This window comes from Armatimonadota bacterium (assembly GCA_017303935.1).
Lineage (GTDB): Bacteria > Armatimonadota > Fimbriimonadia > Fimbriimonadales > Fimbriimonadaceae > JAFLBD01.
This window is the reverse complement of record JAFLBD010000001.1, coordinates 248,702-261,983: the sequence shown is the minus strand read 5'-3', so window position 1 is coordinate 261,983 and position 13,282 is coordinate 248,702. Positions and strand designations below refer to the sequence as shown.

General features: G+C 53.2%; 13 protein-coding genes. 4 read left to right on the top strand and 9 right to left on the bottom strand.

The window, feature by feature from the left end; genetic code table 11:
• Positions 1–5 precede the first annotated feature (5 nt).
• Positions 6–611 carry a DUF192 domain-containing protein gene (locus J0L72_01220; GenBank protein ID MBN8689391.1) on the top strand — a complete coding sequence of 202 codons (606 nt, stop codon included), beginning with the start codon at positions 6–8 and terminating at the stop codon, positions 609–611.
• On the opposite strand, the gene kdsA is transcribed toward J0L72_01220, so the two are convergent.
• The 4 genes from kdsA to J0L72_01200 form a co-directional block, all read right to left on the bottom strand.
• Positions 608–1,414, bottom strand: a complete 807-nt coding sequence (gene kdsA, locus J0L72_01215) for a 3-deoxy-8-phosphooctulonate synthase (GenBank protein MBN8689390.1) — start codon at positions 1,412–1,414, stop codon at positions 608–610. The genes J0L72_01220 and kdsA overlap by 4 nt on opposite strands.
• Positions 1,411–3,195 carry a thioredoxin family protein gene (locus J0L72_01210; GenBank protein ID MBN8689389.1) on the bottom strand — a complete coding sequence of 595 codons (1,785 nt, stop codon included), beginning with the start codon at positions 3,193–3,195 and terminating at the stop codon, positions 1,411–1,413. Before J0L72_01210 ends, kdsA begins: the two co-directional genes overlap by 4 nt.
• A 126-nt stretch (positions 3,196–3,321) precedes the next feature.
• Complete coding sequence (locus J0L72_01205) at positions 3,322–3,762, bottom strand: cell division protein SepF (GenBank protein ID MBN8689388.1); 441 nt, start codon at positions 3,760–3,762, stop codon at positions 3,322–3,324.
• Between the two features lie 28 nt (positions 3,763–3,790).
• The gene (locus J0L72_01200; protein MBN8689387.1) at positions 3,791–4,441 is read right to left on the bottom strand and encodes a YggS family pyridoxal phosphate-dependent enzyme; all 651 of its coding nucleotides are present in this window, start codon (positions 4,439–4,441) and stop codon (positions 3,791–3,793) included.
• 111 nt (positions 4,442–4,552) lie between these two features.
• On the opposite strand from J0L72_01200, the gene J0L72_01195 reads away from it, so the two are divergent.
• Entirely contained in the window at positions 4,553–5,824 is a 1,272-nt protein-coding gene (locus J0L72_01195; GenBank protein ID MBN8689386.1) for a hypothetical protein, read from the top strand.
• Between the two features lie 54 nt (positions 5,825–5,878).
• Here the strand turns inward: J0L72_01195 and J0L72_01190 are convergent, their stop codons facing one another.
• Genes J0L72_01190 through J0L72_01175 form a run of 4 tightly spaced genes read right to left on the bottom strand, consistent with a single transcriptional unit; the run spans position 5,879 to position 9,866 of the window.
• On the bottom strand, positions 5,879–7,450 hold the full coding sequence (locus J0L72_01190) for an FAD-dependent oxidoreductase (protein MBN8689385.1): 1,572 nt from the start codon (positions 7,448–7,450) through the stop codon (positions 5,879–5,881).
• 12 nt (positions 7,451–7,462) lie between these two features.
• Positions 7,463–8,347 (bottom strand): tyrosine recombinase XerC, encoded by an 885-nt coding sequence (locus J0L72_01185; GenBank protein ID MBN8689384.1) that lies wholly within the window; start codon positions 8,345–8,347, stop codon positions 7,463–7,465.
• Between the two features lie 20 nt (positions 8,348–8,367).
• On the bottom strand, positions 8,368–9,621 hold the full coding sequence (gene fabF / locus J0L72_01180; GenBank protein MBN8689383.1) for a beta-ketoacyl-ACP synthase II: 1,254 nt from the start codon (positions 9,619–9,621) through the stop codon (positions 8,368–8,370).
• A 2-nt stretch (positions 9,622–9,623) separates the two neighbouring features.
• Positions 9,624–9,866: an acyl carrier protein gene (locus tag J0L72_01175; protein MBN8689382.1), complete on the bottom strand. Its 243-nt coding sequence runs from the start codon at positions 9,864–9,866 to the stop codon at positions 9,624–9,626.
• Between the two features lie 96 nt (positions 9,867–9,962).
• Between J0L72_01175 and J0L72_01170 the strand changes: the two genes are divergently transcribed.
• On the top strand, positions 9,963–11,438 hold the full coding sequence (locus J0L72_01170; GenBank protein ID MBN8689381.1) for a hypothetical protein: 1,476 nt from the start codon (positions 9,963–9,965) through the stop codon (positions 11,436–11,438).
• Positions 11,439–11,556: 118 nt separating this feature from the next.
• A complete protein-coding gene (gene lpdA, locus J0L72_01165; protein ID MBN8689380.1) occupies positions 11,557–12,975 on the top strand; it encodes a dihydrolipoyl dehydrogenase in 1,419 nt (472 codons plus the stop codon).
• Positions 12,976–13,032: 57 nt separating this feature from the next.
• Here lpdA and J0L72_01160 read toward each other — a convergent pair whose 3' ends face one another.
• Positions 13,033–13,170, bottom strand: a complete 138-nt coding sequence (locus J0L72_01160; protein ID MBN8689379.1) for a hypothetical protein — start codon at positions 13,168–13,170, stop codon at positions 13,033–13,035.
• Positions 13,171–13,282 lie beyond the last annotated feature (112 nt).

The following is a 13,282-nucleotide window of genomic DNA, read 5'->3' as shown; positions in this document are numbered from 1 at the left end:
TGAACATGAATCGATTCGGTATCGGCCTTTTGAGCATCGCCGCGCTAAGTGCTGTTGTGCTTTCTGCATGCGGGTCCACCGGCACCACTCAGACCTTGAAACCGTCTGAGCCATTGCCTACGACTGCGAAAGCCGAGCCTGCCGGACAAACCACGCCTCCAACGAACACTGAGGCCAACAAGCCTCCGAAGCACCGCACGAATCCTCGCCGACTCTTCCAGCAAGATGAGTTGGAACAAGTGAAGATCAAGATCGGCAAAAACGAATTCAACTGCTGGGTGATGGACACCAACGAAAAGCGGATGGAGGGAATGATGTTCCTCGAAGCGCAGGATTTCACCGAAAAGGATTCTATGATCTTTGTCTTCCCAGAAGCTGACGAACGAAGCTTCTGGATGCAAAACACCTTGGTTGACCTCGACATCGCCTACGTCTCGCCAAAGCACACGATCATTAGCATCCACACGATGATCGCTCACGACGAGACCGGTGTTCCGAGCAATGGTAAGGCGATGTACGCCATCGAGTTTAAGGCACGACTGCTGAAAAAGCTGGGCATCAAGCCAGGCATGAAGGTCGAGATACCTGAGAAGGTAGTCGCAAAAGACTAAGCTTCTCGAAATCTCTTCACTTGCAGCAACAACTCTCTAGCCCGATCGAGGGGCCATTGGGTCGCCGCGTCGCTCTGCGCATTCGCCGGATCCGGATGGACTTCGATGAACAATGCGTCGATGCCGACCGCGATCGCTGCGCGAGTCATGGCTGGAATCGATTCTCTCACGCCGCCAGTGGCTGTACCAGCACCTCCTGGGCGCTGAGCGCTATGCGTCGCATCGAAGCAGACAGGAACTCCATACGACCGCATCGTTTCAAGCCCTGGCATATCGACGATCAAAGTGTTGTAGCCAAAGGTGGTTCCCCGTTCGGTGAGCATCGCTCCTTTCGCGCCGAACGATTGGAGCTTTTCAACAATGTTCTTGGTGTCCCACGGCGCGAGGAATTGCCCCTTCTTTACGTTCACCGGCACACCCGTGACCGCCGCAGCCTCCAGCAAATCGCTCTGGCGACAGAGAAACGCCGGAATCTGTAGGATGTCGCAGACTTCAGCGACTGGTGCCGCTTGCTCGGGCAAGTGAATGTCCGTTGTGGCTGGCAACCCAAATTGAGTTTTGATCTTGCTCAGGATTACAAGGCCAGCGTCAATTCCTGCCCCGCGGTTCGAGCCCGCGCTCGTTCGATTGGCTTTGTCAAATGAAGCCTTGAAGACATAGTTGAACCCAAGGTCGTCGCAGAGTTGTCGCATCGTTCCGGCGACCTGCTGACACAACTCAAGTGATTCGGCAAGGCAAGGGCCAGCGATCACGGTCAGACGCTCGGCGCCAACTTCAAAATCCGAAACTTTGAATGTGTTCAATTCGATTCCTTTGCCTTTGCGATGGCTTCTTCGACTTCCTTTACAGATTCTAAGCCGTTGACGACCTGCGAGATTTCACCGCCAGGTTTGACGAAAATGATTGTCGGAAGTCCGGCAATGTTGAATTGCTTACGGACTTTCTCTTCGTACGATTTGTCCACTCCGGTACTGAGATCAATTTTCAAAAGCTGTACGCCTTCGGTGACTTTGCCGAATTCGTGTGTCGAAAAGACCTTCGCCTCAATCACCTTACATTCCGCGCACCAGTTTGCCGTGGCGTCGATCATGATCGGCTTCCCGCTCGCTTTCGCTGCTGCGAACGACTCGTCAGTGAACTTGGTCCATTCCGCTTCATAAGCTGGCGCGGAAGCGAACTGCATGCCGGCTAACAAGCCACAGGCTAAAATTCCAGCCGACTTCAACCGCCAGGTTCGAACATCTGTACTGGCCTTGTCCCACACCACCAAGAAAGCGGCAGATGCTAAGAAGAACGCCGCATAGATCACCTTTGTGTTTGCTGGAGTGGCGAACGAAGGAAACGCCTTTAGGATGTATTCGATTCCAAAATAGATCACAGCAAGGCCCATCATCGCCTTGAGCGTTTTCATCCATCCGCCTGCTTTGGGCAACGCTTTCACGCTTCCGATCTGAGCAAGGATAAAGTATGGAATTCCGATTCCAAATCCCACCAGGGTAAACGAAGCGATCGACAGAACCGGACTATTGAGCTTCGCGACTTCTGTAAACAGCGCGACGATCACTGGACCTGCGCAAGGCGCCGCACCGATACCAACAAACAGCCCCATGATCAGCGCGCCGACGGCCCCACTTCGACCCTTGAGCTGGCTCTGCACCACCGGTGGCAGTCCGATTTGATACAAGTCGAACATCGAGAGCGCCATGCCGATAAAGAGCAGTCCCATCAGAACGTTGAACCAAGCGTAGGTAAAGAGCTGGCCAAAAAGTCCTCCAGTCGCCGCCGCGATTCCGCCCACCATGCCGTAGCTGAGCGCAATTCCCAGCATGTAGTTGAATCCTAAGGCGAGCCGCGTGGTGGATTGGTCTTTGGCTTGATTCGTGAAGAAACTAATCGTGATCGGAATCAGCGGGTATACGCATGGAGTCAGGTTGATCAACAACCCGATGAGGAGCAAAACGCCCACCGCGAGTGGCCATTCTCCCTTTGAGATCGCCGACTTGATCATGCCACCTAGGCCGTCTTGCTTCGGTTCTGGAGTGGTCTGCTTTGCGCCAGTAGGTTCAGTGGTAGTAGGAGTTTCGATTGCTCCTTTGGCGACCGGTTCCCCTGCGACTTCCAGCTTCAGAGTTTGTTCAACGGTGCCGGGTGGGTAGCAATTGTCTTCGTCGCATTGCTGGAAACCAAATGAGAATTTGATTTCGTGCGGTCCGGCTTTTTCTGGGGCAACCAACGTGAACGGGATTTCAATCTCGCCATCGTGAACCGCGTACTTGTCGGGCAGTCCGCCAATCGACTTCTCGGTTCCGACGGGGTACTCAATTTTCGCTAACTCAGCACCTGTCGCTTCCAGGGTGATCGGAATTATGGTTTGGTCCTTCTGAGGGTTCTGATACGCGTGGAGCCCAGGAGCAAAGCTAACCTTCGCCACGCCTTTGACCGTCTCATTTGGCCGTGCAGAAGTTTGGCTGAGGCTCACTTTCACGGTCGGGTCTTGGACCGCCGAAGCCACCGAAACAGGTGGATCCTGAGCTAAGCCTAAGCAGGCCAGCATCAAGGAAAAGCAGATGAGCCAAAACTTCATGTTGAGATTGATGCAAATACGTTGGACCAAGGTTCCAGTTTAGCCGCTAGGTGCCCAAATAAACAGGCGAGCCGCCCCGATAATCGAAGCGGCTCAGAACCTGGTGCAGGAGTGGGTAAATAAACTTTAGTTTCGTTGCGCTTGCATCTTTGGAGTTGCAGGAGCAACTTCCACTGCGGCGTGGGCAGGAGCGAGCAGATAGACATTCTCGCCGAGTTCTTCCCAGCTTCCTTCATGCGCATAGTTCACGCCGCACATGAAGTCCTTGATCTTGTCGCGCAAAGAATCATCGCAGCTGCTCAAGTTGAGAATCTGTTGCTCGCCACGCTTAAGGCCGTCAGCAGCTGAAACAGCATCTTGGAAGGATTGGACAGACCGTCGGACTGTAATCGAATACTGACCGCGGGTGTGCACGCGAAAAGTGGTGTTCTTGTTGGTTGGGGTCGCTTCGTCGTAGACGTCGTCTTCCATGTAGTCTTCTTCTCGACTAAACATGTTCTTGACACGCGAAAATAAGCCAGGCTTCTCTTGAAGTTCCATTTCTTCCATGATCGTATTAGTCCTCATCCGTGAGCGGTAAGTGGCTTACCAACTCTCAGGCCTTGAAGATCGCTGACCCGACTCTGACATGGGTAGATCCTTCCTGGATCGCCACTTCAAAGTCACTGCTCATCCCCATGCTCAACCAAGCGTCAGGTCCGAACCGATCTGCGAGCTTCTTCAGCTGCTGAAAGTACGGACGCGCCAACTCCGGGTTTTGGTGCACAGGTCCGATAGTCATAAGACCTCGTAACCTTACGTGCTTGCATTTTAAGACACTTTCAACGAATTCGTCAAGCGCATCGGGCGAAATTCCCGATTTTTGTATCTCATTTCCGATATTCACCTCGATCAGGGCATCAATTGATCCTTCGATTTTCTGGAGCGGCGGAATCTGAGACAATCGGTCGAGTGAGTGGATTACTGAAAACAAGTCTGCAATTCGTTTGACTTTGTTGCTCTGTAAATCGCCGATGAAATGCCAGCGGATGTCTTTCGGGAGAATCTCGATTTTGGGGATCGCCTCTTGCAATCGACTTTCGCCGAAGTCACGCTGACCTTGATTGTATGCCTCTAGAATCTGATTGGCAGTCACGCCTTTTGTCACCGCGATAAGCTGAACTGAGCCTTGAACGCGACCAGCACGAGTCTCCGCTTGTCGGATTGATTCCCGTATTTTTTCTAGGTTTTTGGCGATGTTTGGCATGAAAATTGCGCTGGTTCAGGTTTGGAGCCCGGGAGAATCCCCACAGAATTGCGACTGAATCAAAATTCGGTCGCACTCCACGGAGAATTCTCCCTTATAATACAGATTGCTATGAAACAGTGCCGTTTACTTTCACTGCTGGCAACGGTTGCCGCAGGAGTGGTAGCCAATGCTCAAGTTGGCCCCGTGCCTTACAACATGGATTTTGAGCCACCAACATACGTTCCTGGCGTACTTTACAATGGCGTTACCGGCCAAGGCCCATGGTCTGGCGGCGGCGGATACACCGTGCAAAGCGCAAACAACGTTTACAACGGTTCGCAATCCGTGCGATTCAACTCGTCGCTCTTCACTAGTGGCAACGCATTTTCTGGTTTTGCAAAGTTCACCGACACGATTCCTGGAATCTTCGGTTCAAACGAAGGAACCTTCGTTCTGCAGACCCGAATGAAGCTCACTCAAGCTGCTTCACCAAGTGGAAAGGTTGCCTGGGAAATCGCCCTCTGGGGTACTTCGTCAGCAACAAGTGCAAGTTCTAACGTACCACTCGCACGTCTCGGCTTCAACGAGAATGGCGTCTGCACCGTTCGACACGGTGGCAACACAGCTTTTCCAAACATCAGCCAAACCGGCGCGAACACTCCGTTCAACCCATATGACTGGAACTGGGGAATCGTCACTTACGAATGGTCAACCCGAAAGGTCCGAGCCTGGATCAACGGCGCGCCAGTTGCTGATGGAGCATCGATTCCGATTGAAGTCACCATCCCAGGAACAGCAGCTGCATTCTTTAGCTGCAACGAGTTCGATATTCAGATGTTGCGCGGCGGAACGACAGGTAGCTTCCCAACATACGGCGGCGTTGCAGGTACTCCATTCGCAAATTCGGATCTCTATCTCGACTTCATGCGTGGCGATAACCTGAAGAGTCCTCGAACGATTCTGTCCCGAGTGATCATGAACGACATCAACTTCGTTCGATCGACAACCGGCACGCCAGTCGCAGTCGAGCTCTATGCTCCAAGCGGTACTGCTCCGGTCGAGACGATCAACACCACTCTGGATGACATGCGGTTCTTTACCGCGGTACCTGCTACGTCGGGCGTCGGCTTGTACGATATTAGGGTCAAGCCACAAGGATGGCTCTCCAAGCGAATCAACGGCGTTGACCTTGCTGATGTAGGCGTGTTCAATCTTGAATTCACCTGTATCACTGGCGACGTCGACAACGACGATGAAATCGGCGCAGGCGACTTTGACGCAATCACCGCCGCGTTTGGTAACTCTGATGTCAACCTTCCAGAAGACGTGGACTACGATGGCGAAGTCGGATCTAGCGACTTTGACTGGGTGGTCGCACACTTCGGCGAAGCAGGCAGCTAAGACACTCTGCTAAAACCCAGACGGCCCCACTCCTTGGAGTGGGGCCGTCTTTGTTCAGAGCGGCCGAATGGTCGGCCAGTCGAGTTCGATGCCCTGAGCCACGCAAAGCCTCTGGAATTCTTTGACGAGTTCATCGCTCGCAGTGACCTCCTGAGGAGTCAACTGATTCTTGATACAAAATCCAGCGAGTAGCGCCGACGACTCTCCGATATTCCACTCTACAGGATGCAACCGATAGCAGCCGTTGGTGATGTGCGTCACCCCGATGTTCTTGCAAGCAGGCAGGAGGTTTTTTATGCGCTCTGGCACGAGGCTTCCGAGCGGAATCTGGAATGGATACGCCGCCAAATCAACGGAATTTCGCCCGCCCGCGCTCGGATGTAGATCGATCCGGTATGCACCGACACCGACGGAGTCTGTGAACTTCTCTGGCCCACCCAGTTCACCACGCATTTCCACGCCAATATGCGCCTCAGTCACCGTTTTCTGGGCACGGATACGTCTCGACTCACGGTGATAGGGTGCCATCGCGAGTCCAGTCGCCGTGCCGACCGCAGATGGGCAAAGATACAACTCGGGATAACCAAAGCCACCGTCATGGCGCTCCGCTTCGGTCTGAAGCCAATAGAGCAGCGAAAGGCTCTGTTGCTTCGCATTTTCATAGGTCTCGTCAACCATTTCTTCAGGTTGGTCAATCACCTTGAAAAAGTGATCGTTTTGAACCCAGTTGATGATGGAAACGTCGTCAACCGGGTTTTCCGTCTCCAAGAGCGAGCCATCGACGATCCGGCGGTACGTGAACAGCCCCCAATCACCGAAAAGGCTGAATGTTCGCCGCTCCATTGAGATCGCATCGACGACATCCCAACTGAAGAGCTTGCCTGGCCAAGGAGGGGTGATCGCCGGAGAATAATTGCGCCAAAACTCATACTGAGCCGGCTTCTCGATGACGTTGTTGCTACCAGGCTTGAACCCGACCGCCATGCACCAGGTGAATCCTTGAATATCGTCCGGATTGGCTTCTTCCAGTGCGTGCAATTCGCCAAATTCCGATCTGGATTCCGAGCCGACTCGATACTCAGTACCAGTCATCGGCAACAAGTCGCCTAGTTCGGTTGCATCCAAAACGAACTTGGCACGAATGGTTCGAGTTGCGCCCTCCTTCTTGTGAAGAACCGTGACCGAATCTACTCGGTCCGCACCAGTCGTAGCAGAAGTCGGCACCGTCTCGTAAAAGATTTGCAATTGACCTGTACCAATCGCGTTTGCCAGCATTTGATCCAAGACTGCTACCGCCACTCTTGGCTCCAAGCAAGTTCGACTGACCCATCCGTTCCCAGGATTTAGATTTTCCCACCGTCTTGCCGAAGTGGTTAGGGGATGGAACTGCCGATAGTACGCCCTAACATCATTTCGGAACTTGCGATATCGCCGGGTGCAACCATGAGTTTCGATCCATGGGTGTTCGTCTGGAGGAACAGCTTGGCTTGTGAGCTGTCCGCCAAGCCAAATAGTCTCCTCCGTCATGATCACTCGAAAGCCCATGTCAGTGGCCGCCATTGCTGCAGCGCAAGCTCCTGTGCCGCCACCGACGATCAAAATATCGCACTCTAAATCCGGAAACAAAGTCGCCAAATGTTACCTTTTGGGTTTTGATTTGGGATGTGCGGATTGAACCACGTCTTTGAGCCGTTCGATGCTGATATGAGTGTAAATCTGCGTAGTCGCCAGTGATTCATGACCGAGCAACTGCTGCACCGTTTTTAACCCGGCGCCACCATCCAAAAGATGCGTCGCAAACGAGTGTCGCAATGTGTGCGGCGATGACTCTGGAGGCAACCCCGCCGAAATGCACCATCTCTTGACGATGTTCTGCACCGTCCGCGTTGTCATTGGCTTCCCCGTCGGGCCAGTAAAGAGCGTCGGATTGGGATTTTGAACCTTGCCGGCGGTGCGTTCTGATCGAATGTACTCCGTGATCGCGTTTCGGCACGCCTCGCCAAACAGCACCAGCCTCTCTTTGCTCCCTTTACCGAGCACCCTCGCCATCCCTTTGTCTAACTCAAGATCATTGAGGCGCAATGCCACGACTTCACTCGCTCGCAATCCCGCCGAGTACATCAATTCCAAGACAGCTTGATCGCGAAGGGGTGATTTCGAGGAGGAATTTTGATCCAACAGATCGGTCATCTGCGACTGGCTGAGTACTTTCGGGAGTGTTTTTCGGCGAATCGGCGCCTCAATTCCAAGGGAGGGATCGACCAAAATCGCGCCGGATTTCATAAGGAATTGACACAAACTACGAATAGCGCTGAGTTTTCGAGCCCGGGTGACAGGCGTCGTTCCGAACACCCGAAGTGTCTTCGAGATTGCGTCGGAATCTAAACCGCTGGGACCGAGACTCTCAGCGAGCTGAGCAAAGTCCTTTTGGTACGCACGGACCGTGTTCGGCGAACGCGAAGCCGAAAGGAGTTTCAAGTACTCCGCAATCTGGGCTTCGAGCTGGGTGCGATTCAACGCCAAGATCAGCCTCCGTCGACGACTTAAAGCTTCTTAAACAATAGCGATGCGTTCTTTCCGCCGAAGCCAAATGAATTGGTCAACGCATAGTTGACTTCCATCTTGCGGCACACATTCGGAACGTAGTCCAGATCGCATTCAGGATCAGGAGTTTCGTAGTTGATCGTTGGCGGAACCACCGAATCTCGCATCGCGAGAATGCAGAAAATCGCTTCAACTGCACCGGTCGCACCGAGTGAATGCCCGAGCATCGACTTTGTCGAACTGATCGCAAGCTTATGAGCGTGATCACCAAAAACCGACTTGATCGCCTTTGTTTCCGAGCTATCGTTGTATGGGGTGCTGGTCCCGTGGGCGTTGATGTAGTCCACCTTGTCGGGAGTAATGCCAGCCTTGCGTACTGCCATCGCCATAGAGCGAATCGCACCGTCGCCATCTGGCGACGTTGCAGTGATATGGTATGCATCAGCGCTCATGCCGTATCCGACGAGCTCGCCGTAAATCTTCGCGCCTCGCGCAACCGCGTGGTCATAGTCTTCAAGGATCATCACGCCCGCACCTTCGCCGATGACAAAACCATCGCGGTCTTTGTCGAATGGGCGACTGGCACGCTTGGGATCGTCGTTTCGGCCGCTCATCGCCCGAATGCTGCAGAACCCCGACATCCCGATTTCATTAATCGGTGCCTCAGCACCACCGGCAACCATCGCCACGGCATCTCCGCGCCTAATGATTTCTGCTGCATCGCCAAGAGCGTTCGCCCCGGTTGCGCAGGCCGTAACCACGCAAGAAATGGGTCCTTTGAGGCCGTTCAAAATTGAAACATAGCCACTGGCCATGTCCGGAATCATGTACGGCACAAGAAACGGTGAGACTTTGCTTGGTCCAGATTCAACCAACCTTCGGTGCTGGGCGCCGAGAAAACCGAGACCTCCGATACCGGCGCCAATCAAGACACCAATATCTTCTCGGTTAGAGTCGTCGACGACTAACCCCGAGTCCTTCAGAGCTTGCGCCGCGCCGCTCACAGCATAGGCGATGAACGGATCAATCCGGCGAGCTTCCTTCCCCTCCATCCACTCGGAAGCGTCGAAATCGGTGACTTCAGCGGCAAAACGAGTCGAATACTCGGAGACGTCAAACGACTTGACGAAATCAACAGGATTTTCGCCAGCTACGAGCCGGGTCCAGCTTTTTTCAACGCCGGTACCCAGAGCTGTGACTAGCCCAATGCCAGTCACAACTACTCGACCTGAAGGTCGATATTCTGGATTCATGCTTACGAGTTCTTCTTTTCGATGTAGTTAACAGCGTCGCCAACCGACTTGAGCTGTGCTACATCATCATCTGGAATATCGATTCCAAATTCTTCTTCGAACGCCATAACCAACTCGACGACATCGAGTGAATCGGCTCCGAGATCTTCGGTGAAGCTGGCGGTTTCCACCACTTCTTCTTCTTTGGCACTCAGTTCTTCAACGGTGACCTTGACAACTTTCGCGAGAATTTCCTCTCTGGTCATAGGCTCGAAGATACCCGCGCACAAATTCCCCCCGCAAGAGGACCGGGACTTCTATGGAAACCCTAGTACGTTTTTTGTTGTCTATAGACACTGTCTATGTCAAAATTAGGCACTGTTATGCGTTTTGCTCCTGTTCTTCGTGGATCTTTACTGATTGCCTGCGGAATCATCGCCGCTCAATCGAATGCTCAACTTCGCCTTGGGCAGTGGAATGTATCGAACTGGAACATCACGAGCCTGACAGCTCCGGCCACGCTCGCCCGTGTGAACGGATTTAGGACCTCGATCTACGGCACCTTCCAGGGTCGGCAATTCGCACCCGATGCATTTATGGTCCAGGAGATCACATCGGCTGCGACCTTAGCTCAGTTTGTCAACATGCTGAACACAGCTGCCGGGAGTCCCGGAGATTGGGCCGCCGCGCCATTCATGGATGGCGACGATACCGAAAGTTGCTTTGTCTATCGGACTTCCAAGGTTGTCCTGGTCGCTGGACCGATCCTTGTTTCACTCGGACAGACCGCGACAAACGGAATTCCTCCGCGTAACTGCTACCGTTATGACTTCAGACCTGTCGGATTCAACACACAACATGCGGTCATGAGCGCATACGTCACTCACATGAAGGCTGGCTCAACCTCGGCTGACCAGGCAAAAAGATTGACCGAAGCACAACGCATTCGTGCGGACGCCAATACTCTGGTCAATCAGGGCGGAATCATTATCGCGGGCGATTTTAATACGCAAAACAGTAGCCAAGCCGCCTACCAAGAACTCATTGGCAACCAGGTCAACAATGTCGGTCGGTTTTTTGACCCGATCAACACTCCTGGGTCATGGAATGGCAACCAAGCCTTTCGCTACGTGCAGACTCAAGACCCATACGACACGTCTGGTGGTGCCGGCAACGTCGGGATGGATGACCGCCTAGATTTCATCCTTCTGTCGAGCGGACTCGTGGACGACGATGGACTTTCCTACATTGGAAACCCGAACATTCCTTACAGCACGACGACCTGGAATGATCCCAACCATTCTTACCGGTGCTGGGGCAACGATGGAACCTCATGGAAGTTCCAAAGCGGCAGTTGGAAAAGCTACGGAATCACGGTCACCAACAACGAAATGGTTGGAACTACGATTGCACAGGCGATCATCGATTCCACTGGCCTCCAAACCGCCCACTTGCCTGTCTTCTGCGACCTTCGCGTTCCGCCAACGGCGCAGCTACTTAGTCCAACCATCGACTTTGGCTATGTCTCGCAGGGCAGCACGGCCACAGCGCAAATCCAGATTCAGAACACTGGAAACACGGCTTTGTGGACGACAAACGGGATCGCCGATCTTCGCTACACCTTCAATACGAGCGGCAATTTTTACGGCCCGGCTGGACTGTTTTCGGACAATATCGCGGCCGGAGCACAAACTCACAACATCAATATCAACACTTCGACATCTGGCCGAAAAACGGGCACCGTTACGATCAGCACGAACGATCCGTTGAACCCAACGCTCACGATCAATTGCACAGGTGTTGTGGTGGCGCCAATCGGCCCTCCAGTTCGGCACTAATCCAGCGGGAAGGTATCATCTTGTGCGGAGCGTCCTAGGGTCACACGCCATTAGGACAGGTTTTTGTGGGCCTACGTAGAATCTATCGGAGCCACAAAACGGCTCGATTGAAAAACTCATGGCACAAGAAAATTTTGATGCAGATGTGGTCGTCATCGGAGGCGGCCCCGGCGGTTATGTAGCAGCGATCAAGGCCGCGCAGTCAGGGCTCAAGACCATCTGCGTTGAAAAGGAATTTCTCGGCGGTACCTGTTTGAACTGGGGATGTATCCCTAGCAAGGCGATGATTGCCAGCGTCGAGACCTACCAGCACATCAAGCACGCAGACGCGATGGGTGTCGTCGTCAACGGCGATGTGTCTATCGACTTCGCGAAGTTCAGCGCCAGAAGAGACAAGATTGTCCAAACCCAACGCGGCGGCATTGGAATGCTCTTCAAAAAGAAGGGCGTCGAAAGCGTGGAAGGGTTTGCAAAGTTTGTTGACAAAAACACCATCGAAGTCGAAAAAGATGGTCAAAAACGCACTATCAAAGCCAAGAACTTCGTGATCGCGTCCGGTTCAAAGATCATCGTTCCTCCAATCCCAGGACTCCAAGGTGGTCGAGAAGACGGAATCTGGACCAGCGATGACGGCGTCACCGCTCCCCACGTGCCAAAGAGCATGCTGATAATCGGCGGTGGTGTGATCGGTGTCGAATTCAGCTATGTTTTCAACGGCCTCGGCACTGACGTGACTGTCGTTGAAATGATGCCTCGCCCAATCCCAATGATGGAAGATGAATTGGGTACCGAACTTCAAAAGCTCCTCACCAAGCAAGGAGTGAAGTTCATGGTGGAATCCGCCGTCGAAAAACTCGAAAAGACCAAGGGCGGATGGAAGGTCTACGTTAAGACTGGTGGCGAAACCAAGGTCGTGGAAGTGGAAGTGGTGCTGGTCGCTGTTGGCCGTCGCGCTTTCACTGACAACATGAACATGGAAGCAGTCGGTATCGAACTACACCGAGGCGGTGTCACAACCGACGCAACTTTGAAAACGAGCGCGCCAAACATCTACGCTATCGGCGACGTTCGCGGGCACATTCAGCTGGCCCATACGGCCAGTTACGAAGCCAGCGTTGCGATCGATAACATCGCCAAGGGTACGAATCGAGAGGCCGACTACCGAGCTGTCCCGAACTGCATTTACACCCAACCCGAAGTCGCTTCCGTCGGCATGACTGAGGCGCAAGCCAAGGAGCAGGGGTACGAAGTCGAAATCGGGAAGTTCACCTTCCGACCGCTAGGCAGGGCGATGGCGATTAACCAACAAGATGGCTTCGTGAAGATTGTCGCCGATAAGAAGTACGGCGAGATTTTGGGCGTTCACATGATCGGCCCATACGTGACGGACTTGATTGCTCAAGCCGTTGTCGCAATCAAGCTAGAAGCGACAGTCGAAGTGATGATCGATACCATCCATGCTCACCCAACCTTGTCGGAAGTGATGCTGGATGCATACGAAGATGTGCACCACGCAGCAGTGCACAAGATCTACTAAAGACAAATTCTGAGCGCACCCCGGAGGAGAAACTAGCCGGGCGTGCGCTCTTTTGTTCTAATTCAAGTTTTCGATGTCGCCGTGGTATTGCAGCGCCATACCAGCGTCTACTGCGTACAAAACAGCGCTGTAATCAGCTTCAACCGTTTGGTGTACGACCATTTCCACCTTAAGCCAATTTTCTGCTGTATTCACGGATAAAAACTCGCCCTGATTCGGTAGAACTTTCAAATCGTGGACTTCTTTCTACCAATCCCATGCCTCTGCGCTGCGGTAATTTAATTCGACCTTAAACATAATCAATCCA

Excerpts from the sequence above, each read along its gene's own strand:
- J0L72_01220 (MBN8689391.1), top strand. The coding sequence starts at position 6 with ATGAATCGATTCGGTATCGGCCTTTTGAGCATCGCCGCGCTAAGTGCT.
- J0L72_01210 (MBN8689389.1), bottom strand. The coding sequence starts at position 3,195 with ATGAAGTTTTGGCTCATCTGCTTTTCCTTGATGCTGGCCTGCTTAGGC.
- J0L72_01205 (MBN8689388.1), bottom strand. The coding sequence starts at position 3,762 with ATGAGGACTAATACGATCATGGAAGAAATGGAACTTCAAGAGAAGCCT.
- J0L72_01200 (MBN8689387.1), bottom strand. The coding sequence starts at position 4,441 with ATGCCAAACATCGCCAAAAACCTAGAAAAAATACGGGAATCAATCCGA.
- J0L72_01195 (MBN8689386.1), top strand. The coding sequence starts at position 4,553 with ATGAAACAGTGCCGTTTACTTTCACTGCTGGCAACGGTTGCCGCAGGA.
- fabF (MBN8689383.1), bottom strand. The coding sequence starts at position 9,621 with ATGAATCCAGAATATCGACCTTCAGGTCGAGTAGTTGTGACTGGCATT.
- J0L72_01175 (MBN8689382.1), bottom strand. The coding sequence starts at position 9,866 with ATGACCAGAGAGGAAATTCTCGCGAAAGTTGTCAAGGTCACCGTTGAA.
- J0L72_01170 (MBN8689381.1), top strand. The coding sequence starts at position 9,963 with ATGTCAAAATTAGGCACTGTTATGCGTTTTGCTCCTGTTCTTCGTGGA.
- lpdA (MBN8689380.1), top strand. The coding sequence starts at position 11,557 with ATGGCACAAGAAAATTTTGATGCAGATGTGGTCGTCATCGGAGGCGGC.